This is a genomic window from Acinetobacter sp. YH12239 (assembly GCF_013417635.1).
Lineage (GTDB): Bacteria > Pseudomonadota > Gammaproteobacteria > Pseudomonadales > Moraxellaceae > Acinetobacter.
In genome coordinates, this window is record NZ_VPDP01000001.1 from 114,559 (window position 1) to 137,298 (window position 22,740).

Consider the following 22,740-nt stretch of genomic DNA (forward strand, 5'->3'; position numbering starts at 1 on the left):
AACTTATCATCGGCATCAGCAGGATTTTTGACTATCCAAATAGAGTTCAAGTTTTATCCGTTTTAGGTCCCTTCATCGATATGCATCTGTTAAAAAAGCTACCACTTGCTTACTTTTAAGCAGCTTGAGTCGTGGAGAAGGTGCTAAAATATAGTGGGCATATGAGGATCGATTCAGTGGATATTTTTCCAATTTCATTAAAATTGCAGCAGCAACCTTGCTTGATTGTCGGTGGAGGGCATATTGCATATCGCAAAGCACTGTTACTGCAAAAATCAGGAGCAAAAATTTCGGTTATTTCACCTGAGATTGAGGCGCAACTTTTAGAGATTGTCGAGAAAAGCTCTGGTCAATACATTCAAGCTCATTTTGAAGATCACGATTTAAAATTAAACGATTACCGTTTAGTGATTGCTGCCACAGATCAGCCTTTAGTGAATCAACAAGTTTTTGAAGAATGTGAAAACTTAAATGTATTGGTGAATAGTGTTGATGATCCACCACATTGCCGATTTATGGTCCCTGCAATTGTTGATCGCTCTCCACTTGTTATTTCAATTGCGAGTAATGGGACATCCCCAGTATTGTCCAGACAGATTAGAACTCAACTTGAGACTGTTATCCCGCATGGAATCGGAACATTAGCTAAAATCTCTGGTGAATGGCGACAACGTGTAAAACAAAAAATTGAAAATCCTGATGAACGCCGTATCTTTTGGGAAGAGCTGTATGCTGGACCTTTCAAAGAGCGTGTATTTAATAATAATCTGGCTGAAGCAGAAAAAATTATTCATCAGTCTTTAATAGAATGGAACAAACCCAAAGGTGAAGTTTATTTAGTTGGGGCAGGTCCAGGTGATCCCGAGCTTCTCACACTCAAAGCTTTAAGGTTGATGCAACAAGCAGATGTTGTGATTTATGACCGTTTAGTTTCTGGTGCTATTATGGAGTTATGCCGCCGGGATGCTGAAAAAATCTATGTGGGTAAAGCAAGGTCAAATCATGCTGTTCCACAAGAAGGTATTAATGCTTTACTCGTGAAATATGCGAATGAAGGCAAACGTGTCTGCCGTTTAAAAGGAGGAGATCCTTTTATTTTTGGGCGAGGCGGTGAGGAAATTCAAGAACTCTATGAGGCAGGAATTTCATTTCAGGTCGTTCCCGGAATTACCGCAGCATCAGGGTGTTCAGCCTATGCGGGTATCCCTTTAACTCATCGTGATTACGCACAAAGTGTTCGCTTCTTGACTGGACATTTGAAGGAAGGTTCTCCTGAACTTCCGTGGAATGAACTCGTGTATGAACACCAAACATTGGTACTGTACATGGGGCTTGTTGGATTAGAAAAAATCTGTGAAAAGCTTATTCAACATGGTCAACGAGCAGACATGCCTGTTGCTTTAATTTCTAAAGGTACGACACCAGAACAAAAAGTTGTTGTGGGGACTTTGGCAGATATCGCTTCGAAAGTGTTAGAAAATCAAATTCAGGCGCCAACTTTGACCATTATTGGTGAGGTGGTGAAATTAAGAGAACAGTTGAAATGGCAAGACGAACTGTAAAAGTCTGCTATAAAGTTGAGAAATTATTGTGATTCATGTTGTTTTATACGAACCAGAAATTCCTGCAAATACAGGAAACATTATCCGTTTATGTGCAAATACAGGAGCACAATTACATTTGGTCAAACCGCTAGGTTTTGAGCTGGATGATAAGAAGTTAAAGCGTGCTGGATTAGATTACCATGAATGGGCTCGCATGCAGATATGGGATAATATTGAAGCATGTCTGGAAAATCTAGAGAGTCAAGGTGTGGATCAAGATTCGATTTATCCTTTAACGACCAAAGGTACCGAAACACCACATACCTCGAATCTGAATAGGCCAGTTGCTTTACTCATGGGGCCTGAAACGCGCGGACTACCTGAACATGTCCGTATGATGTTCCCAAAGCAACATTGGATTCGTTTGCCCATGGCGCCAAATTCTAGAAGCTTAAATTTATCTAATGCTACGGCAGTGATTGTTTATGAAGCATGGCGACAACAAGGATTTAAAGATTTAACTTAAGTCAGTAAGGTCATCGAAAGGTGACCTTTTTTACGCTAGTCCAAGTTAAAAAAATCATCGATAAAATCTCTTCCTTGTGATTCTGCTTGAAGAACAATTTTTTTTAAATTATAGGGTTTCTGCGAATTAGGTGATTCCAAAGGGATTGTGTGCATCAATGATTCAGTACAGCTTAAAGGAAAATTTTTTATACATAGGATATTAAATGTAAAGAATAATCAGTAATTTAATGATAAAAATAAAAAATGAATGGATAGAAACGCTATGAAGTTACACTTTAAAATAGACGAATTTCATTGTTCACTGTCTAATGAGTTGAAGAAAATCTTATTTTTTTAAATTGGGGGAGATGTATGATAAAAAACATTAAAAAATACAGCTATGGAATCATAGTAATCATATGTGCAGGAATGACGACCTCTAAAGTGATAGCACAAAATGAAAATAAAGAACAAGCGGATTTAAATAATATTAATCCATTGACTCAACAGGAAATCGATCAAGCATTAGCTCAGATGAAAGCAAAAATGTTCAAAAATTTGGAAAATTGGAGTGCGGCGTTAAAACGAAATGATTTCGAGCGGACAGGAAAAAATTTGGTGTTAAAAAGTAAGAAACAGCTTGAATTATGTCATATATATCAAGCTTCTGTAGATGAAACATATTCTTTAGCGCAAAAAAATCGCCATCGTATGTCTATAGATGAACAGAAAATTGTGGATGATCGAAATAGGTTTATTGAGTATTTAGGATTCAAAGATAATCAAATTGATACTAAATTAGGTTTTAGTTGTCGATTAATTTAAAAAAAGCACGGATGAAAAATCCGTGCTTTTAAAACTCTAGAAACGGTAACCAATTTTAAAGCTATATCCAATAGCTGTATTGTCTTTAAAATCTGCATCATAGCGATCGGTTCCGAACCAACTAGCAGATTGAGCTTTTGCGTCACCTAACCAAAAATATCGCGCACCCGCTTGAATGAATGTATTTTTATTAAAGCTGTACTGACCACCTAATCCTGCACTCCAAAAACCTTCAGATGGACCTAAGGTAGAAACATATTCACCTGCACCAGAGTCCCATCCTCCGATAATGGTCAATGCGAGTTTTTCATTTAATTTTCTTGCGATACCGAATGTTGCAGATATTTGATCTTTTTCATAAGCGATTAAGTCGAAACCACGAGGTCCTTTACCTTGTCCCTCCGTAATAGAAGAAGTTAAAACTCCAAATTTGTATGGACGGATTTTGAACTCAGACCAATCTACCCAACGTAAATTGATATAAGCTAATGTATCAGCCATAATACCTGATTGGAAATCAAGGTTAACTGATTGTGGAGTTGCTGCTGAGGTTTTACCTTCTGTATATTGGTAGTCGGTACCAAGTGCCCCAATTTTATCTACAATATGCCACCCAGGATGTACAATAGGTAATGTATCTGTAATCACTTCAGGCATACTTTCTTCAGCTTGAACTGAATAAGAAATTTTTGATCTGTAGGTTAATGAAGCTCTTAATGCAATTTCAGGAATTTGAAATGCAGCACCCGCTAGCCAACCAAAAGCACCTTCTTCAGGCATACTTGCTTTATAGCCTTGATAATCTTTTCTTGTATCACGACCAAGAAGGTCTCTTGAACCTGTACCTTTTTCCTTAAAAGTACTACACAGTGCTACACCACTAGTCTGTGAATTACATAAATAACCACCTAACAGACTGTAAGCAGTTCCTTGTAAACTAAGATCACCTTTTACTGTTTGATAAACTGGGCCTGCATAAAAATTAAGGTGTTCATTAGGTTGGAAGCCTACAACTAGAGATAAACTATTTGTCGAAACTTCAGCCTTTGTACTACCATACTCACTGTGAAATGCACCATATTTTGTCGCAGATTCAAGGTCACCTAATGGCAATCGTCCTGAGCTGTTGACTCTGGAATGTTTTTTATCAAAATTTGAATAAGAGGCTTTTGCTCCGAAAGGTTGGTCATAAATTAAACCTAATGAAATATTGTCAGTTACTTGAAATTTTAAATTAATATTTGCAAATCCGAACGTGTCAGCAATATCACTTAAATTTGTGCCCGCAATTTCCCCACCTGCATTAATATCATCTGCTGTAGGCATATTCCAACCATTCGGGTCTCTTAATCCTGCAGAAGCAGGGCCCGAAGGTTCAGTTCTCATTGTTCCTGAAAGATCAGCATCCAAAATTGAATAACTAAAATCTACATAGTTTCCTGGCTGTAAAAAGCCATTCATCGATTGGCCTGAACGATCCATAGCTGCAGCATAAGCGCCAGCGGTTGGAAACATTGCGACCAAAATCGCCCCAGTCAGTGTATTCAAACGCATTATTACATTCCCTGTGTAATGAATATTATTAGAGCTTTTACTCAAATATTTTGCTCTTTATACACATCGTGTAATTTTTGGTCAATGAGTATCCTGACAAATATGTAATTTTTTGCCAATCTTTTTTTTGTTTAATTTCATATATATAGGTTTAAGTGTGTTGTTTTTCTCATTATTTTGAAATAAAGCTGCCTATTAGGATGTAGATTTTATTTTTTTAAATCAGAAATTTTGATTGATGTTTGATCATTTTGGTCAATTTGCACAATAAAAAAAGGCGCCGAAGCGCCTTTCCTAAAAATAAATTTTTAACGATCATTAAACTCATCATGTTGTGGAGCTGGGTATTTAAAGCCTTTGGTTTTATAACCTAAATACAAAATACCACCAATAGCCCAAATCAAACCATACTTAAGCGATGCTTGATCGACTTCTAGCCACAATGCAAATACTGCAATAAAGCCGAGTAATGGTACGATAACGAAATTAATAATTTCTTTCGCTGTTTTAGTACGACCATCGCGTAATGCATAGCGTGAGATAACAGATAAGTTCACAAAGCTAAATGCTGTTAACGCACCGAAGCTAATTAATGAAATGACAAAGTCTAAATCCATAAAACCAGCGGTTAATGCGACTGCACCTACAATCATGATGTTATATGATGGGGTGAAGTTTTTAGGGCTGATGTGACCAAAAATTTTCTTATTGATGACGCCATCACGTCCCATAACATACATAAGGCGTGACACACCTGCATGCGCAGAAATACCTGATGCCATAACAGTAATGATGGCAAATGCCAGTACATAAGACTGGAACAAAGATCCACCAACCAACAACAAAATTTCAGGTTGAGTTTCTGCAATATTCTGGAAGTATGATCCCGGATTATTAGGGAAATAGATCTGCATGAAGTAAGTGCTGACGATAAAGATAATCCCTGCAATTAAAGCAGTTAAGAAAATCGCTTTTGGAAGCGTTTTTTCAGTATCTTTAGTTTCTTCAGCGAGAGAACTGAGTGAGTCAAATCCTGTGAATGAGAAGCAGAGTAATGTCGCACCTGTGATCAAGGCACCCACTGAAGTTAACTCATTCCAAAATGGTTCTAAACTCCAAAGTTGGTAGCGTTGTTCAGCAGAGATTGGACCATCCGCGTTATATCCCATTTGGAGCTTGGTATAGACCATCCATGTAAATACAGCGATCACAATTAATTGTACGAATACGATTAAACTGTTGAAATTTGCAACAAATCGCGCACCACGAAGGTTAATACCCGTCATAAATGCTGTTAGCACAATGACCCAGACCCAATGATTGACATCAGGGAATAAAGCCTCAAGATAAATCACCGCAAGGATGATGTTGACCATGGGTGAGAGCAGGTAATCTAACCATGATGACCAGCCAACCATAAAACCAACGTTAGGGTGGATAGATTTTTGAGCATAGGTATACGCTGAACCTGAAGATGGATATCTACGGATCATATGACCATAACTCAATGAAGTCAGTAAGATTGCAACAAGTGCAAAAATATATGATGTAGGAACGTGGAAATTACTTTCTTCTGATACTAAACCGAAAGTATCAAACAACGTCATTGGCTGAATATAAGCTAAACCGATAATAATGATGTGCCAGAGTCCTAGCGTTTTTTGCAGTTTAGCTGCCGATTGAGTCCCAGTTATATTAGTCAACGGCTTTATCCTCTTAATCGTTGATCAAGGATCAGTCAAATCAATTAAGGATCGTTTGAGACGAACGATCCCCCCTAATGTTTTTTCAAAAGTGCGCCAATCTAAACCAAATTGATGCAGTTTGTCAGTAGTCTGTGCGAGTTTTTTAGCAGGATTTATGCCAAAGGTGTTGAACTCATGAGTTAAAACAACAAACAAATGAAAAGCCTGATGTCTAAAAAAACATCAGGCTAGTTTTAAGCGTATCTTTACTTATTTTGAGAAATTTACCAAGCTTTTTCTAAGATAGATTTCAAATCTTTTAATGTGGCTTCTTTAGGGTTGAAAATGATAGATCCGTCATTTAACGCTTTTTCGGCAACTTCATCTAATTGAGATTGCGTAACTTTGCCTGTCTCACGCAATGTACGTGGCAGTTTAGTTAAATCATAGATGCGGTCACGCATTGTGTTGATAATCGCAATAGCTTTATCTGCACGTTGATTTGCTGGTGTCTGTGCATAGATATCAGTACCTGCAAGCGGTAGTAACAGGTCAGCAATCTTATCGCCATTCACATCCTTGTTGTAATCGAGCACATAAGGGAGGAATAAGTTCATGCACAAACCATGTGGTAAGTGAGCAACTGCACCTAGAGCGTGTCCAAGAGAGTGAACAATACCGACCATTGCGTTTGAGAATGCAATTCCAGCCATGGTTGATGCTTGAGCAAGTTCTAAACGGGCATCAGCATCTTTTGGGTTTTCCAAAACTTTAAACAAGTTTTCACTAATTTTTTTAATTGCAGCAGTAGCGTAAGCATCACTGATAGGATTCGCTGCCAAACACGTATAGGCCTCAACAGCATGTGTCATTGCATCCATTCCTGTCATTGCTGTCAGGTGTGGAGGTAGTGTTAAAGTCATACGTGGATCTAAAATTGCAGCACTAGGCATTAAATATTTCGAAGCGAATGCCATTTTTTGATTATTCGCTGTATCTGAAACCACAGCCACCATCGTAACTTCAGAGCCTGTACCTGATGTTGTTGGGATAACAAAAAAAGGCTTTAATGGGCGAGGCAGGTTGTGAGCTCCTGAATATTTCAGCAGGTCTTCGCCTCCTTCCGAGACGAGAATATTGGCAGCTTTTGCTGTGTCGATGACTGAACCACCACCAATTGCAATGATGGCATCGCATTGATTGTTACGATACATCTCAGTCACGGCTTTTACTGTTTCTAAACTTGAGTCCGGTGGAACTTCATCAAAAATTGAGCCAATTTTTACTTCTGTCGCTGCAAAAGCAGCTTCCACTGGTTCAAGTAGACCATTGGCACGTACGCCTTTGTCTGTGATGATGAGTGGTTTTTTTGAACCCATTGAATCTAGCTCAAATGGAATGTGTTCAAGCGCAGCATTACCAGCAATCACTTTCACTGGACAGAAAAATTCGTAATATGGTTTAGCCATGCTTAAGCACTCCCTTTAATATATGACTGAGCAACTTTGAGATAAATATTTGCTGCACCTGTCAATTTTTCTTTTAATGACAGATTGACTGGATATTCTTTGACTGCAAGTTCAGCGACTAATTTTGGAAGAATAAGGGCTTCCATTTTATTTAGACAACGCACTAAACGTATTGCATGACCTAAATCGCCATCAGCAATCATACGGTCATTTGCAAATGCTTGTGCAGTACTTTCTTGGAAAGAAAATACCAAAAAAGCATGATGCATATGTTTAAAGGTAATCGTTAAATCTGGTTTTTTTGATGCATGGTCGACTAAGACAAGTTGATGTTGTGGATTCACTTGTGCAATAAAAGCCGCATCACTGTTGAAAACGTCCATTGAAATCGTGAAGCCGACAGGAAATTTAGCAATTTCCTGTTTTATTTCTTCATCGACTTGACTTGCCATCGCTAAGCCTCTGCCAATCACGTCAAGCATGAGTTTGACATAAGCTTGTTCTAGCGCGGGCTTTACAGAGTTAATAGAAATCACTCACTTGTCCCTTATCACATAGTTTTATAATTTAGAGTAAATACTCTAAAATTATCTAATGACAAAGTAAAGGAGTTTTAATGATCTTTCACGATAATTTGACTGAACAGGTCACTTTTTTCTAGATAGGCAATGAGGTCTTGAACTAGCGTATCAAAACTTGGGTAGGGATTTATTAAGTCAGAGATTCTGACCATTTCAAGACCTGCATAACCACAAGGATTGATGGTTTGGAAGCCTTCCAAATCACAATCTATATTAAGTGAGAGTCCATGATAGCTGCGACCTTTTCTGATTTTAAAGCCGAGGGATCCAATTTTTCTACCATCAACATAAACACCAGGTGCATCTGGTTTAGCATACGCTTCGATACCGTATTTTTTTAATAAATCGATCATGACATTTTCTGCATAGCTGACCAAAGTACGGACATTCCAGCCTAATCGATTTAAATCAAACATAAAATATGCAACCAATTGACCTGGACCATGCCAAGTGACTTGTCCACCACGATCAGTTTGAACAACTGGAATATGGCTAGGCACTAATATATGTTCTGGTTTGCCAGCTTGTCCTTGGGTAAGCACAGAATCGTGCTGCAAAATCCAAAATTCATCTGCTGTTTGTTCATCACGCTGCTCTGTCATCAGCTTCATTTCATGGAAGCGATCTTCATAAGAAGTGGTTTGGTTATAGTGACGAATAATCAATTGAGGTTTGGTTTTGACATCCACGGAGGTTAAGGCTCACATTCAAAAATGAGTTTTATTATAGACAATATTGTTGAATTAAGTGTGACCTAGGCATGTACTTGATGAATAATTAACAAACATAAAAAAACACGCATGAAGCGTGTTTTTTTATTAAAGTGCGGTTCTAATTAAAGGGCAGGCTGCTAAGTCTGCATATACTTGATGTACTTGCTCAAGCTCTTCAAAACGAAGTTGCGCAGTAATTGAATGATATTTGCCTGTACGCGATGGTGTAATTGTCATTGCATTACCATCAAAATCAGGGAAGTGTTTAACAAAAATGTCATTCACTGCTTTGCGTAAATCCTCACCTGCAAGACCAATCAATTTAATTGGATAGTCCATCGGAAACACCCAAAGATGCTCTTGTAATTCGCGTGATGGAGTGCGATCGATCATGTCAGTCATAGGACACCTCATTAGTAAAAATACCTGCTATGCGCAGGTATTTAGAATTATTTGCTACATGCTTTATATTATGGGGGAGTGTCCCCCATATTCAAGCCTGTATTATCCTATGGATAGATTAGTCATTCTCAAGGAACGAGCGTAAATGTTCAGAACGCGATGGATGACGTAATTTACGTAACGCTTTTGCTTCGATCTGACGAATACGTTCGCGTGTTACATCAAACTGTTTACCAACTTCTTCCAAAGTGTGGTCCGTCGGCATATCAATACCAAAACGCATCTTCAAGACTTTAGCTTCACGTTCAGTCAGGTTTTCAAGTACCTCACGTGTTGCTTCTTTCAAGCCTTCAGAAGTGGCAGCATCAACTGGTGAAGTGATGTTACCATCTTCAATGAAGTCACCAAGATGTGAGTCTTCATCATCACCGATCGGTGTTTCCATTGAAATCGGTTCTTTAGCGATCTTAAGCACTTTACGAACTTTGACTTCGTCCATTTCGAGGCGTTCACCTAACTCTTCAGGTGTAGGTTCACGTCCCATTTCTTGAAGCAATTGACGAGATACGCGGTTGATCTTGTTAATGGTTTCAATCATATGGACAGGGATACGAATTGTACGTGCTTGGTCAGCAATTGAACGTGTAATCGCCTGACGAATCCACCAAGTTGCATAAGTCGAGAACTTATAACCACGACGGTATTCAAACTTATCTACGGCTTTCATCAAGCCAATGTTACCTTCCTGAATCAGATCGAGGAACTGTAAACCACGGTTGGTATATTTTTTCGCGATGGAGATTACCAAACGTAAGTTCGCCTCAACCATTTCTTTTTTAGCACGACGTGCTTTTGCTTCACCAATCGCCATACGTTTAGAAATATCTTTAATTTCACGTACAGTAAGGTCTAGATCTTTTTCGATATCAGCGATTTTTTGTTGGAAAGCAAGAACGTCAGGGCGTACTTTCTCTAAGTATGGTTTTTGGTCAGCAGTGGCTTTAGCAATTTGCTCATCTAACCAAGCTGGGTTTGATTCTTGACCAGGGAACGTTGTACGGAATTGAGTACGATCCATACGACCACGACGAACTGCGTAGCGCATTACTTCACGTTCTGCTGTACGAATTTGTTCATGCGTGCCACGAATCATTTCAGAAATGATGTCAAACAAACGTGGTGTGAACTTAAACATCATAAAGACGGTTGCGAGCGACTCAAGAGCTGCTTTACCTTCTTTACTGTTACGACCATGTTTTGCGATCGCATCTTTAGTCGCATTCCACGCAGTTTCTAACTCTGCAAAACGCACTTTTGCGATTTCAGGGTCTGGACCTGAATCACCCTCAGAATCATCATCACTTTCAGACTCTTCTTCATCATCGTCATCAAGTTTTACATCTTTAGTTGGTTTAGTCTCTGTTTCTTCTTCAAGATCAGCATCAACTTCTTCTAAAACTTCTGGAATTTCTTCATCAGACTCTGGATCTAAATAGCCTGAAAGGATATCGGCTAAACGACGCTCGCCAGTTTCGTAATCTTTATATTCTTGTAATACAACTTCAACCGCATTTGGCCAATAAGCAATTGAGTTTAAAACGTCACGAATACCTTCTTCGATACGTTTTGCAATCTGAATTTCGCCTTCACGAGTCAACAGTTCAACTGTTCCCATTTCTCGCATATACATACGAACAGGGTCAGTTGTACGACCAGGCTCATTTTCTACAGATGCTAAAACTGCGGCTGCTTCTTCTTCAGCAACTTCGTCAGTCGTTTCTGCGCTGCTACCATCAAACATTGCATCGTCAGATTCTGGCGCACGTTCGTGTACAGGAATACCGACGTCTTGAAGCATCTGAATGATATCTTCAATCTGTTCGCTTTCAGTGATCGAGTCTGGGAGATGATCGTTAACCTCAGCGTAGGTTAAGTAACCTTGTTCTTTGCCTCGGCTAATCAGAGCCGCTACTTGTGAAGTAGGGGAATGCATATCGCTCATCTTTGCTCTCTTCTCGTTGAATCTGTGGCGGGGAAAAACCGTGCATTCTAGCACAATTAACTTATCTTTAGTATCGTATTAACTCAGTATAATTGGTTTTGAAAACCAATGAATTAAGCTATTTAAGTCAATATTGGGTCAAAATTGTTCATTTCAAGCACATCATGCTTTTTATTTTAAACCAGCAATAAGGCTCTGATCCTTGATTAAATAATGACATATTTTTTTGTCCAAAAAAAACTAAAATTTGTATAAATATCAGCGAAGAATAAAATAAAACTTGACAAGTATTCTGAACAAAGATAAATAGCGCCTAGCCCCATTCATTTTTTCACACATGAGGTAGTTTTAGTGTCTTCTACAGATTTTGAACTAGATGATAACTACGGTGATGATGATGTTAGTTTTGATGAAACTACGAGCAAAATTAGCGCCAAAGAATCATTAGAAAAGCGTCGCTTGATTGATGACTTACTTGCACAGCGTCGTTTAGATCGTGAATTGAAAGATCTTGAATATGATTTTGACGATGATGATTTCGACGATGATGAAGACTAAATTAGATTGGGTATCCTGATCTAAAATGTTATTCTACGAAATTAAGATACAACCTTTGGAAATATAATGAGTGCATTAGATTTAGACTTGTTAAGTGACTACTTAGATGGCGACCAAAATGAGCATGGTCTAGATTTTGCTGCAACTCATGGTTTTTTGTGTGCGACAGCTGTAGGTCCTCAATTTGATCGTTGGTTGGATGAGTTATTTGACAATAATCAAAAGAAAGTGCCTGCAGAGATCGTAGCTCAAATTAAACTTTGGTTAGAAGATTTACGTCAAAAACTTGCCAATGAAGAAGGTATTGAATTTCCTTTTGAAATTGAAGAAGCAGATGTAGAGTCAAGCCTTGGGGATTGGAGTGTAGGCTTTGTCGATGCAATGTTCTTAAATGAAGATGCATGGTTCACACCTGAGTTTGAAGAGCAATTGGTTGATCTCACTCTGCCAATCATGGTGTTTAGTGGAGTTGACGAAGAAGATCCTCAAATGGAGTCTTTCCGCCGTAACGGTCAATTGATGGATGAGCTTGCAGAAGAAATTCCAGATAACTTGAATGAATTGTATTTGATGTATCACACGCCGAACTAATAAAAAAGCACCGTAAGGTGCTTTTTTATTTTGAGTGCTTTCTTTTTTGTCTGCGGTACACAATCCAAATGATTATGCTGATCACAATAGCAATAATTAGATAGCTGACTTGGCTAAATATTTTGTGCATCATTTCAGTATTATTTCCAAAATAATAACCCACATATGCTAAAAAGGTGGTCCATATAATCGTGCCTAAACCACTATAAAACATAAACTTTGCAAAAGGCATTTTGCTCATGCCTGCAGGTATGCTAATCAGAGATCGTACTGCTGGAACCATACGTCCAAAAAAAACGATTCGATGTCCATATCTTTCAAACCATTCTAATGATTTATCAACATCAGCTACTTTAATAAATAAATACTTTCCATATTTATCAACGAATGCATAGAGCTTTTGATCAGAGATCTTACGTCCTAACCAATACAGCGTAGCGGCAGCTAAGAGCGAGCCTATACTTCCTGAAATAATGACACCGATCAAAAGTAATTGACCCTGAGAAGCGGTATAGCCAGCTGAAGGCATAATAATCTCTGAGGGTATAGGTGGAAACACATTATCGAGAAACATTAATAGAGCAATGCCGAAATAGCCCAATTGCTCCATCACTGAAATGATCCAATCTTTCATAAGTGATTTGTATTTTAAAGTTAAACCTATGCTAGATGTTTTTAAGAAAAAATACAGTGAAATTAAGTTAATGCATTAGTTTAGGATGTTGAATTTGTATAAGTGTATGAACATAGACTTCTCGTAGGATATAGCTGAAGAGAAAGGGAGCTATGCTAATGATGAAGATAAGACTCATTGAGTTTCTCATCTGAAAACCGATTGCCAAAGCAATAATTGCGCCGATACAAGCACCTAACGTTACGATAAAATAATGGGATTGGTTACGTATATGCAATTTAACATCAGAATTAAGTGAATCGATATATATAAATTTTAAATGTGTCGGTACAGCTGATACACGATCTAAATGATTATGGTGAGCAAAATTTCGTTGAACAGGAAGATATTTGAATGGCACTCGATTCATGACTTTCATCCTTGAGCTAAATTTATTTCCTTCGTATTAAATTTATCTGAATGACTTCATGTGTTTTGTGTTGTTATAAAATAACTTTGTTATGGTGATATATCAGAATTGAAATTTTGTTTGTTCAATGTAAAAAGCGTCATCTACACTGTAATGTAGACAACGCTTTTGTAAGTTAAATAAAATATTTTTTATTTAGAGGCGTTTACGTTTTGCAGCAATAATCTGAGACTGGCGCATACGGAAACCTTCTTTCTGCTTTTCTGTTGTTTTATCGATACAATAAACACATGATACGCCATGTTCGTAGCTTGGTAATGCTACTTCTTCAGGGGTTAATGGCCAACCACAAGCATGGCACTTCACATTTTGACCTTCTTCCACTCCGTGTGTAACCGCAGTACGACCATCAAAAACAAAGCATTCACCTTCCCATAAACTTTCTTCAGGAGGGGTTTCTTCTAAATATTTAAGAATACCACCTTTGAGGTGATATACCTCTTTAAAGCCTTCTTGAAGAAGTAGTGAAGTTGATTTTTCACAACGAATTCCACCTGTACAAAACATGGCAATCTTTTTATCTTTATGCTGTTCAAGATTGTTTTTTACATATTCAGGGAATTCGCGGAACGTTTCAGTTTTCGGATCAATTGCCCCTTTGAATGTGCCTGCTTTGTATTCGTAATCATTTCTTGTATCGACTAAGATCACGTCATCACGTGCAATAAGTTCGTTCCATTCTTTAGGGTCTAGATAGTGACCAACCAAGTCGCGTGGCTTCACTGGAACACCTAAAGTCACGATTTCTTTTTTATGTTTGATTTTCATTTTACGGAATGGTTTTTCGTCACTATGTGACTCTTTATATTCCATATCATTAAATCCTTCATTTAAAAGGAATTGATGAATGACATCAATTGCATGGCGGTCACCTGCAACTGTTCCGTTAATCCCTTCATGGGCAACAATAAGAGTACCGCATAGGTTGATGGTTTTTACCAACTCAAGTAATTTTTGTTGAAGTGCAAGAGAATCTTCAACTTCTTTAAATTGATAAAGTGCCGCAACAACCCAACCAGTGGTCGCTTGCTGTTCTACAGGTGCAAGCTGTTCTACAGTAGCGTTCATGGAGTACTCCAAATGTATTAATATAGGGATAAAATCAGGCGCGTATTCTAACGCGATTTTTGAAAATATGCGAGAAAGCCATAGAAAATTTATGGTTTTATATGAGGAAAATATTTTGAATACAGCGCGTCGAATCCCTTCATTAACACCATGTGCGGGACGTTGTTCAACAGTGTTTGGTGATGCGGTATGTCGTGGTTGTCGACGTTTTAATCATGAAGTGATTCAATGGAATACTTATAATGAAGAACAACGACTGAGTATTTGGAAGCGTTTAGATCAACAACTGGATCAAATTTTGGTTCCAATGCTTCCTCATGCTCAACTTTCTGAGGTGGAAAAATTCATTGAATCAAAAAGAATTCGAGTATTAGAGAATGCTTCAAAAGGTAGAAAATTGTATCACGCGCTTAAAATTTGCGAAAAAAACAAGCATTTAGCAGAGCAGAGTGGTTTAGGTATTTCAGCTCCACATGTTAAATCGATCTGGACTGAGTTTGAACGTCGGGTTCTAGCTTTGGCGAATGCCAGTTATGAATTAGCTTGGTTAAGAGCAGATGGGATTAGCCAGAGCTTGCAGTTGGTGGATGAAGAGTAAGTTTGTGATAATTAGTGATAAAAAACTCGCTCAAGTAAGCGAGTTTTTTAGTCAATCATTAAGCAACTTGGACTGGAATACAATTTGCTGTATGATTCACAGTGTTATCTGGATTTGCATAAACCAAACGTGGTTTATGTGCATCAGCTTCTGCAACAGTAAAATCACCGAAAGTCGCGATAATAATAATGTCACCTAAATCTGCTTGATGTGCAGCACCACCATTTACAGAAATAATGCCTGAGTTTTCTTCACCACGGATTGCGTAAGTTGTAAAACGCTTACCATTAGTTACATTCCAAATATGAATTTCTTCATATTCACGAATACCAGCTAAATCTAGTAATACACCATCAATTGCACATGAACCTTCATAATGAAGTTCAGCTTGTGTTACAACTGCACGGTGGATTTTAGCTTTTAATAAACGAGATAGCATGGGAAGCGTCTCCTGAGTTGTTCTAAGATTGTTTTATTATCTAGAAACAACAGTTTTTTAATTTGGGTGAAGCATTTGAAAGCGCATTTTGCCCTCAAATTTTCATCGTGGCAAGAAAAATTGTTGAACAAAAATTAAATTTATCAACTACGGCTTGTAGGCATTTATTTGATTCATTGCCTGCTGAATTTCACCATTCACTAATAATTTTGTACGACTTAGTGCGTGATGAATTGCATCGTCAATGAGCGTTTGTTCACTTGAGGGTGCTTTACCTAGAACATGACCTGATACACGGTCTTTTGATCCAGGGTGTCCAATTCCAATACGTAAACGATGGAAGTTGGGGCCAGTATGAGGAACAATGTCACGTAAACCGTTATGACCCCCATGACCACCACCCGTTTTGAGGCGAATGATACCTGGATCCATATCAAGTTCATCGTGAGCTATAAGCATTGCTTCTGGAGAGATTTGGTAGAATTTTGCGAAGGGTACAACACTTTGACCAGAACGGTTCATAAAGGTTGAAGGTAATAAAAGTCGAACATCTTGTCCTTCTACATTACCGCGACCACTTAATCCATTAAACTTAGGGTCATTTTTAAGTGTTATGCCATATTGTTCTGCAAGACGTTCTACATACCAGAAGCCTGCATTATGGCGGGTTTGAGCATACTCTTTACCAGGGTTGCCCAAACCAACAATCAGTGAAATATGAGACACTAATTTACACCATCAACACTTATGCGCGTTTGAAGTCAGCGTGCATTGGAGTGTTTTTAGCTGGGTGACGTTGTAAAGCTTGGATTTTAACGCTTTCAACTTTACCATCAACATCAATTTCAATTACTTCTTCAAAGAAAGCGTTGTCTTCTAAGAATTTAACAAGCTGACGAAGCTCAAGTGTAATTGCTACAGGTGCAGCATCACCACCATAGATGATAGCAGGAACTTTAGATTGAAGACGAAGGCGGCGGCTCGCACCTTTCCCTTGTACTGCTTCTTCACGTGCTACTGCATTTAATACGAAGTTTGCCATGAGAGACATCCTATTTAAGTTAAGTGAACTAGATCTGCGACCGATCTAGTGATAGAAAGCCCTACCAAAAGGCAGGGCTTTAAAATTTTAGCGCTCTATTATAGATAAGAATCAAACATTGCGCTAATAGATTCTTCGTTGTTAATACGACGAATTGTTTCAGCAACCATACTTGCAACTGAAACTTGGCGAATCTTACCAAGAGCTAAAGCTTCTTCTGAAAGTGGAATTGTATCTGTCACAACAAGTTCGTCGATAACAGAGTTTTTCAAATTCTCGATCGCTTTACCAGATAAAACAGGGTGAGTAGCATAGGCTACGACACGACGCGCACCAAAAGTCTTCAATGCATCAGCGGCTTTACATAAAGTACCAGCTGTATCAACCATGTCATCAACGATCACGCAGTCGCGATCTTTAACATCACCAATCAAATGCATCACTTGTGATTCATTTGCTTTTTGACGACGTTTGTCGATGATAGCTAAATCGATATCGCCCATTTGTTTCGCAACAGCACGAGCACGAACAACACCACCAACGTCTGGCGAAACAACCATAAGGTTGTCATGAGACTGTTGACGTAAGTCAGCTAAAAGCGCTGGCGTACCGTAAATGTTGTCTACAGGGATGTCGAAGAAACCTTGAATTTGGTCAGCATGAAGATCGATCATCACAACACGGTCAATACCTACAGTTGTTAGCATATCTGCTACCACTTTTGCAGTAATTGGAACACGTGAAGAACGAGGACGACGGTCTTGGCGAGCGTAACCGAAATAAGGAATCACAGCAGTGATACGACCAGCACTTGCACGACGCAATGCATCTGCCATCACTAAGATTTCCATAAGGTTATCATTAGTTGGAGCACAAGTAGGCTGAACGATGAATACGTCTTTACCACGGACATTCTCAGTGATTTCGACAGCGATTTCACCATCAGAGAATTGACCTACAGATGCAGCACCTAGAGGGATATGCAAGTGGCTAACGACTTTTTGGGCGAATTGTGGATGCGCAGTTCCACTAAAAACGACAAGATTGGGCATGAAGCACCCTTGGCGGTTGAAATGTATAGAATGAGATGGCAGGGGCGGCTGGATTCGAACCAACGGATGGCGAGATCAAAACCCGCTGCCTTACCACTTGGCGACGCCCCTAATGCGGCAGAACTTTAATGGTTTTATATGGGTTTGTCAAGGTTGTTTGACTCAACTCATGATACCAATGTTCTGTCTTTTTGAACTAAATTGGCAGGGGCGGCTGGATTCGAACCAACGGATGGCGAGATCAAAACCCGCTGCCTTACCACTTGGCGACGCCCCTAAATCGATGTTGTGTTTAATGGCAGGGGCGGCTGGATTCGAACCAACGGATGGCGAGATCAAAACCCGCTGCCTTACCACTTGGCGACGCCCCTAAAACACAATACATCTTACAGGTGAAAATGATGGCAGGGGCGGCTGGATTCGAACCAACGGATGGCGAGATCAAAACCCGCTGCCTTACCACTTGGCGACGCCCCTATCATTTAAACGATGATTTGATTCAATGGTGATTGTTCTAAACTATTCACTAAGTAAGCTTTACAAGGTGAATGAGCAAGAATGTCATCAATGTTCATTTCAGTCGTTACTTCAGTAAAAACACAAGCACCTGTACCTGTAAGTTTTGCAACACCGAACTGATCTAAATATTGCATTGCTTCATCGACTTCAGCATATAGACTTCTTGCCAGAGGTTCAAAGTTATTTCTGAAATCAGATGGCTTTATCTGATAGGCGCAAAATTTAGAGGTCTTCGTGTCTCTTGTCAACGATTTTTGTGAAAAAAGCAGTTGAGTGCTGATAAAACAGTCAGGTTTTAACACAATGTATTGTTTTTGATCTAAGTCTATGAATGTTAAGTGTTCACCAACACCTTCTGCCCATGCATTACGACCATGGATGAAGATGGGAACATCCGCACCCAGTTGTACACCAATTTCTGCTAATTGATCACGATTTAAGCCACATTGCCAAATTTGATTCATGATTATTAATGCAGTAGCCGCATTTGAAGAACCACCACCGAGTCCTGCACCCATCGGTATATTTTTTTCGATGTTGACATGAATGCCTAATTTTTCATTTTTGGCGTAGGGTTTCAGCATCATCATTGCACGATAAATCAAATTTTGTTCAAGACTTACTTCTGATAAGCCTGCAATGGAGATAGATTGATTAGAGCTTGGTGTAAATTCCATCCAATCACAAAGATCTATCAACTGAAAAATGGTTTGCAATTCATGGTAACCATTTTCACGGCGACCCGTAATGTGTAAAAACAAATTCAGTTTTGCAGGAGACGGTACACGAATCATAAACGATCAAACTTAACGATTTTGAATTACCATTGTAATACGATTTTCAGTTCCATCTTCAAGTTGTTGCTTCAAAATCAAACGGTTTGGTTGTATAGATTGACCATTGTAAGATAATTGAATATGCCAACCTTGTTCTTTAATTTCACTGATTCGCATCGATTCGTCTTTTTGAATTTCAGCTTCTTCAGTCGCTTGCTTAGCTTGTACCCAATCGACTAAATAAGTAATAGGTGCTTCCCAACCTGTTGCACGAAACAATAACTCTTCAGGTGAGTTGGCTGTAATTTCACCAGTTTTGGCACTGTTCAGTGTCACTTGCCCAGGTTGACCTGAAATTTGAGTTTTACCGACTCCAAGAATTCCGCTTAACTCGATATCAAACTGTTCATCTTGCTGTTGCCAAGTAAAAAAAGCGCTGCCTGATTGCTTGGGAGTCTTAACGCCAATTTTACCCTGAAGATTAAATTGATTTGATTGTTCAAGGTTTTGCGTTGTTGGCGGTGATGGTTGAGTTTGAATTGATTGACAGCCAGTTAACCCAAGAAGCGCACTATTTGTGGCAATCAACAATAAAGATTTTAAATTTAAGATCATACAGTATTAACTCTTTTTGATATTTTGTGGCAACAATAAACTATCGAGTTGATGCAATTGAGGATGATTTGGGTGATTTTGATGGAGTTGAAGTAACACTTGGCTAAACTCTTCCAGTGAACCCAGCATATAAAGCGATTTAGCATATCGAATGCCGATATTTGGACTTTGGCTGATTTGATATGCTTTCGCAAGTACACGGGTGGAGGTGTCAAAATCGTTTTGAAGAAAGCAGATATAACCTAAGGTATCTAAGATAGATGCTTGCTCTGGGGCATTGTCTAAAGCTTGTTCGGCATATTGTCTCGCCTCATCTAAACGACGATTTTGCAACGCCAGAGTATATGCATACGCATTTAGATATGTTGGACTATTGGGTTCAATCGTGAGTAATTTTTTAAGTAATTCATCTAATTGATCGCGATCCGTAAATGGATCAAGTAATAAGACTTGAGAGTATAAAATTTCAGGGTCATCAGTTAAGTTTTTAGCAGCTTCTTTGAGTAAGCCCAAAGCAGCTTTGTTATTGCCCATTTTTTTGAGTATTTCAGCTTGTGCTTGGTATAAGAAACTCGCATGTTGAGGGTAATTCACTCGCTCCTGAGTCAGGAAGCGCAGCGCATCACTTAAGCGATTTTGTTTGTCATAGATTGAAATTAGATTTCGTCTAGAAACCATATATAAATTACCATCTACGAGTCGATAATAAGCTTTAGCTGTTTCAAAATGTTGTTTTCGTTCAGCATTCAATGCCAAATAAAAATAAGCATCATTTTGATATTGTCCAGATGCACGTAGTTCGACCAAATACTGTTCAGCAAGCTCATACTCTTTGAGATCAATTGAGGTTAGACCTGCGATAAAAAGTGCTTCTTCCGAATCTGGCCATTTTTTTATGATGCGTTTTAATTTGCTTAAAGCCTGTTCATTTTTATTTAGTTTAATTAAGTAGCGGATTTCAGCCAGACTGAGCTCTAAATTATTACGATTTTTACGCGCACTTTTTTCAAACCATTTTAGCGTCTCTTCTTCGTCGCCTAAAGCCATGAGTAAGTTGGCTTTCAGTAAGATAAACCCTGTTGATTTGGGGCGTTTTTTTAACGCTTTATTCAAAGTAATTAAGGCATTTTCGATTTCATTATTTTGTGCTTGTAAACTCGCAATCAAAACGAGAATTGAAGGATTGTTACGCGTTTTACTATTATGTAAAGTGTTTAATAAATATGCTCGATCCTCAGGGGATTCCGGAGAAATGCCTTCAAGAATTTGTTCTAAATCTGATTCAGGATCTAAATTTAAAATATCATCGAGCACATCCGCAGCAAGTTCATATTCGTGTGACTTTAATGCGATATGTGCAAGATAGAATTTTGCAGGTACATCTTTGGGTTCTTGCACGACCCAATGGGTTGCAATATCTAAAGCGGCTTGTAAGTCGTTTTGTTCGAGTGCGACGTTAAGTGCACGTTGTTTTAAAGCTGTTGAACTGGTTTGGATCGCAAGTACGGTATAGTTGTGTAAAGCAGTCGGTGTGTCATGTGCAGCTAAAGCAAATTCTGCAACCATCGCCTGTTGTAAAACTTTATGATTTAAATTGGCATGGTAAAATTCTCCAGATGCTCTAATATGAGCACTGTAAGTCATGCTACTCACTAACAAGAGTGTGGTAGAATACTGTCGAATTGTCATGCCGGTTGTGCGGCTCATTGTTTGACGCAATTTTTTTATCCAAGTACTGCTTTTTATGACACCGTTATTGCACAATAGCATAAATTTAGCGAATTGATGATCTGATATGTCTTTCTTTGCATTGGGTGTCAACCATCAAACAGCCTCAGTTGAATTACGAGAGCAAGTTGCTTTTAACCCTGAAAAGTTAAAACTGTTGTTGACTGAACAAAGTCACCATGACCAGCTGAACGATATGGTTGTGGTGTCAACCTGTAATCGTACTGAAGTCTACGCCATCGCCGATAATGCGGACATGGTATTAGATTGGCTCGCTCAAAAAAATGGCATTGATGTAAAACAATTACAAAATCATATTTACCGTTATGAAAATACAGATGCTGTGACACATTTGATGCGTGTTGCATCAGGATTAGATTCACTTATGCTTGGAGAGCCTCAGATTATGGGGCAAGTTAAGTCTGCACTTAATTTAGCAAAAGAGTCTGAAGTTGTTTCACAAAATTTAAATCGTATTTTCGAATATGCATTTTATGCTGCTAAGAAAGTGCGTTCAGAAACAGCGGTCGGTAGTCATGCTGTATCCATGGGTTATGCGGTAGCACAGTTAGCACTACAAGTTTTTAGTAAGCCTGAACAATTAACCGTCATGGTGGTTGCAGCAGGTGAAATGAATAGCTTGGTTGCAAAGCACTTAGCTGAAATGGGCGTTGCTAAAATTTTAATTTGTAACCGTGGTCAGGAACGGGCAGAAATTTTGGCGCAAGAAATATCACATCGTGTTGCGGTAGAAATTATTCCTTTTTTTGATTTAGCTCAAAATTTACATCGCGCTGATGTGATTTCAAGTTGTACAGGAAGTTTACATCAGGTCATTTCCTATCAAGATGTTAAGTCAGCACTCAAAAAACGTCGTTACCGTCAAATGTTGATGGTGGATTTGGCTGTTCCTCGCGATATTGAATCTAAGGTTGAAAGTTTGGATGGTGTTTACCTTTATGGGGTGGACGATCTTCAAGGTGTTATTGATGAAAACTTAGCGCAGCGACGCCAAGCCGCTGTTGAAGCTGAAGTGATGGTCAATCAACTAGCAACACAATTGGTGACTCAGCAGAAAGTTTCACAAGCTGGAGCGACAATTAGTGAGTATCGTGCTCATGGAGATAAAGTTAAAGCATTTGAATTAAACCATGCATTAGATCGTTTAGCCTCTGGCGATGATGCAGCCATTGTCATGCAGGAAATGGCGCATCGTTTGACGCAAAAGCTATTACATCCTACATCCATCTTACTCAGAGAAGTCGCTAAAGATGAAAATCCTGATGTCTATGAAACGATTAAAGAACATTTAGAAGATATTTTTAGTGCTCAGCGAAAACTCAAAAATAAAAGCGGTCACTGACCGCTT

At 38.8% G+C, this 22,740-nt stretch carries 24 protein-coding genes and 4 tRNA genes; 7 read left to right on the forward strand and 21 right to left on the reverse strand.

What is annotated here, in order from left to right; all coding sequences use genetic code 11:
• The first annotated feature begins 176 nt into the window (after positions 1–176).
• The 3 genes from cysG to FTV17_RS00530 all read left to right on the forward strand — a co-directional run bounded on the left by cysG (position 177) and on the right by FTV17_RS00530 (position 2,876).
• A complete protein-coding gene (gene cysG / locus FTV17_RS00520; RefSeq protein ID WP_179997734.1) occupies positions 177–1,562 on the forward strand; it encodes a siroheme synthase CysG in 1,386 nt (461 codons plus the stop codon).
• Between the two features lie 28 nt (positions 1,563–1,590).
• Positions 1,591–2,070 (forward strand): tRNA (cytidine(34)-2'-O)-methyltransferase, encoded by a 480-nt coding sequence (locus tag FTV17_RS00525; RefSeq protein ID WP_179997735.1) that lies wholly within the window; start codon positions 1,591–1,593, stop codon positions 2,068–2,070.
• Between the two features lie 353 nt (positions 2,071–2,423).
• The gene (locus tag FTV17_RS00530; protein ID WP_179997736.1) at positions 2,424–2,876 is read left to right on the forward strand and encodes a hypothetical protein; all 453 of its coding nucleotides are present in this window, start codon (positions 2,424–2,426) and stop codon (positions 2,874–2,876) included.
• Positions 2,877–2,912: 36 nt separating this feature from the next.
• On the opposite strand, the gene FTV17_RS00535 is transcribed toward FTV17_RS00530, so the two are convergent.
• The 7 genes from FTV17_RS00535 to rpoD all read right to left on the reverse strand — a co-directional run bounded on the left by FTV17_RS00535 (position 2,913) and on the right by rpoD (position 11,336).
• Complete coding sequence (locus FTV17_RS00535; protein WP_179997737.1) at positions 2,913–4,430, reverse strand: outer membrane protein transport protein; 1,518 nt, start codon at positions 4,428–4,430, stop codon at positions 2,913–2,915.
• A 308-nt stretch (positions 4,431–4,738) separates the two neighbouring features.
• Positions 4,739–6,133, reverse strand: a complete 1,395-nt coding sequence (locus tag FTV17_RS00540; protein WP_035267885.1) for an APC family permease — start codon at positions 6,131–6,133, stop codon at positions 4,739–4,741.
• 266 nt (positions 6,134–6,399) lie between these two features.
• Entirely contained in the window at positions 6,400–7,584 is a 1,185-nt protein-coding gene (locus FTV17_RS00545; RefSeq protein ID WP_179997738.1) for an iron-containing alcohol dehydrogenase, read from the reverse strand.
• Positions 7,585–7,586: 2 nt separating this feature from the next.
• Positions 7,587–8,120, reverse strand: a complete 534-nt coding sequence (locus FTV17_RS00550) for a hypothetical protein (RefSeq protein WP_179997739.1) — start codon at positions 8,118–8,120, stop codon at positions 7,587–7,589.
• Positions 8,121–8,197: 77 nt separating this feature from the next.
• On the reverse strand, positions 8,198–8,854 hold the full coding sequence (gene lipB, locus FTV17_RS00555) for a lipoyl(octanoyl) transferase LipB (RefSeq protein WP_179997740.1): 657 nt from the start codon (positions 8,852–8,854) through the stop codon (positions 8,198–8,200).
• A 129-nt stretch (positions 8,855–8,983) separates the two neighbouring features.
• Complete coding sequence (locus FTV17_RS00560) at positions 8,984–9,271, reverse strand: YbeD family protein (RefSeq protein WP_179997950.1); 288 nt, start codon at positions 9,269–9,271, stop codon at positions 8,984–8,986.
• A gap of 127 nt (positions 9,272–9,398) precedes the next feature.
• Entirely contained in the window at positions 9,399–11,336 is a 1,938-nt protein-coding gene (gene rpoD, locus FTV17_RS00565) for an RNA polymerase sigma factor RpoD (RefSeq protein WP_373687165.1), read from the reverse strand.
• Between the two features lie 297 nt (positions 11,337–11,633).
• Between rpoD and FTV17_RS00570 the strand changes: the two genes are divergently transcribed.
• Positions 11,634–11,840, forward strand: a complete 207-nt coding sequence (locus tag FTV17_RS00570; protein ID WP_092766845.1) for a PA3496 family putative envelope integrity protein — start codon at positions 11,634–11,636, stop codon at positions 11,838–11,840.
• A 66-nt stretch (positions 11,841–11,906) separates the two neighbouring features.
• Positions 11,907–12,431 (forward strand): YecA family protein, encoded by a 525-nt coding sequence (locus tag FTV17_RS00575; RefSeq protein WP_179997742.1) that lies wholly within the window; start codon positions 11,907–11,909, stop codon positions 12,429–12,431.
• Between the two features lie 25 nt (positions 12,432–12,456).
• Here the strand turns inward: FTV17_RS00575 and FTV17_RS00580 are convergent, their stop codons facing one another.
• The 3 genes from FTV17_RS00580 to FTV17_RS00590 form a co-directional block, all read right to left on the reverse strand.
• Positions 12,457–13,065: a DedA family protein gene (locus tag FTV17_RS00580; protein WP_035270685.1), complete on the reverse strand. Its 609-nt coding sequence runs from the start codon at positions 13,063–13,065 to the stop codon at positions 12,457–12,459.
• Positions 13,066–13,132: 67 nt separating this feature from the next.
• Positions 13,133–13,474: a hypothetical protein gene (locus tag FTV17_RS00585; protein WP_179997743.1), complete on the reverse strand. Its 342-nt coding sequence runs from the start codon at positions 13,472–13,474 to the stop codon at positions 13,133–13,135.
• A 195-nt stretch (positions 13,475–13,669) separates the two neighbouring features.
• Positions 13,670–14,602 carry a rhodanese-related sulfurtransferase gene (locus FTV17_RS00590; RefSeq protein ID WP_035270894.1) on the reverse strand — a complete coding sequence of 311 codons (933 nt, stop codon included), beginning with the start codon at positions 14,600–14,602 and terminating at the stop codon, positions 13,670–13,672.
• A 91-nt stretch (positions 14,603–14,693) separates the two neighbouring features.
• Here FTV17_RS00590 and FTV17_RS00595 point away from each other — a divergent pair, with 91 nt between their 5' ends.
• Entirely contained in the window at positions 14,694–15,200 is a 507-nt protein-coding gene (locus FTV17_RS00595) for a DUF1289 domain-containing protein (RefSeq protein ID WP_179997744.1), read from the forward strand.
• Positions 15,201–15,258: 58 nt separating this feature from the next.
• On the opposite strand, the gene panD is transcribed toward FTV17_RS00595, so the two are convergent.
• From panD to FTV17_RS00650, 11 genes are all read right to left on the reverse strand, one after another.
• Positions 15,259–15,639 carry an aspartate 1-decarboxylase gene (gene panD / locus FTV17_RS00600; protein ID WP_035269276.1) on the reverse strand — a complete coding sequence of 127 codons (381 nt, stop codon included), beginning with the start codon at positions 15,637–15,639 and terminating at the stop codon, positions 15,259–15,261.
• Positions 15,640–15,786: 147 nt separating this feature from the next.
• Positions 15,787–16,365, reverse strand: a complete 579-nt coding sequence (gene pth / locus FTV17_RS00605) for an aminoacyl-tRNA hydrolase (protein WP_035269278.1) — start codon at positions 16,363–16,365, stop codon at positions 15,787–15,789.
• A 19-nt stretch (positions 16,366–16,384) separates the two neighbouring features.
• Complete coding sequence (gene rplY / locus FTV17_RS00610) at positions 16,385–16,681, reverse strand: 50S ribosomal protein L25 (protein WP_179997745.1); 297 nt, start codon at positions 16,679–16,681, stop codon at positions 16,385–16,387.
• 98 nt (positions 16,682–16,779) lie between these two features.
• Positions 16,780–17,733, reverse strand: a complete 954-nt coding sequence (locus FTV17_RS00615; protein ID WP_035269283.1) for a ribose-phosphate pyrophosphokinase — start codon at positions 17,731–17,733, stop codon at positions 16,780–16,782.
• A gap of 36 nt (positions 17,734–17,769) precedes the next feature.
• Positions 17,770–17,844, reverse strand: a tRNA-Gln gene (locus FTV17_RS00620).
• Between the two features lie 91 nt (positions 17,845–17,935).
• A tRNA-Gln gene (locus FTV17_RS00625) sits at positions 17,936–18,010 on the reverse strand.
• 19 nt (positions 18,011–18,029) lie between these two features.
• A tRNA-Gln gene (locus tag FTV17_RS00630) sits at positions 18,030–18,104 on the reverse strand.
• Between the two features lie 31 nt (positions 18,105–18,135).
• Positions 18,136–18,210: transfer RNA gene (locus FTV17_RS00635), tRNA-Gln, on the reverse strand.
• Between the two features lie 5 nt (positions 18,211–18,215).
• A complete protein-coding gene (ispE, locus tag FTV17_RS00640; RefSeq protein ID WP_179997746.1) occupies positions 18,216–19,046 on the reverse strand; it encodes a 4-(cytidine 5'-diphospho)-2-C-methyl-D-erythritol kinase in 831 nt (276 codons plus the stop codon).
• Between the two features lie 12 nt (positions 19,047–19,058).
• Positions 19,059–19,643: a lipoprotein insertase outer membrane protein LolB gene (lolB, locus tag FTV17_RS00645; RefSeq protein WP_179997747.1), complete on the reverse strand. Its 585-nt coding sequence runs from the start codon at positions 19,641–19,643 to the stop codon at positions 19,059–19,061.
• Positions 19,644–19,649: 6 nt separating this feature from the next.
• Positions 19,650–21,362 carry a tetratricopeptide repeat protein gene (locus FTV17_RS00650; RefSeq protein ID WP_179997748.1) on the reverse strand — a complete coding sequence of 571 codons (1,713 nt, stop codon included), beginning with the start codon at positions 21,360–21,362 and terminating at the stop codon, positions 19,650–19,652.
• 76 nt (positions 21,363–21,438) lie between these two features.
• Between FTV17_RS00650 and hemA the strand changes: the two genes are divergently transcribed.
• On the forward strand, positions 21,439–22,734 hold the full coding sequence (gene hemA, locus FTV17_RS00655; RefSeq protein WP_179997749.1) for a glutamyl-tRNA reductase: 1,296 nt from the start codon (positions 21,439–21,441) through the stop codon (positions 22,732–22,734).
• Positions 22,735–22,740: the final 6 nt, after the last annotated feature.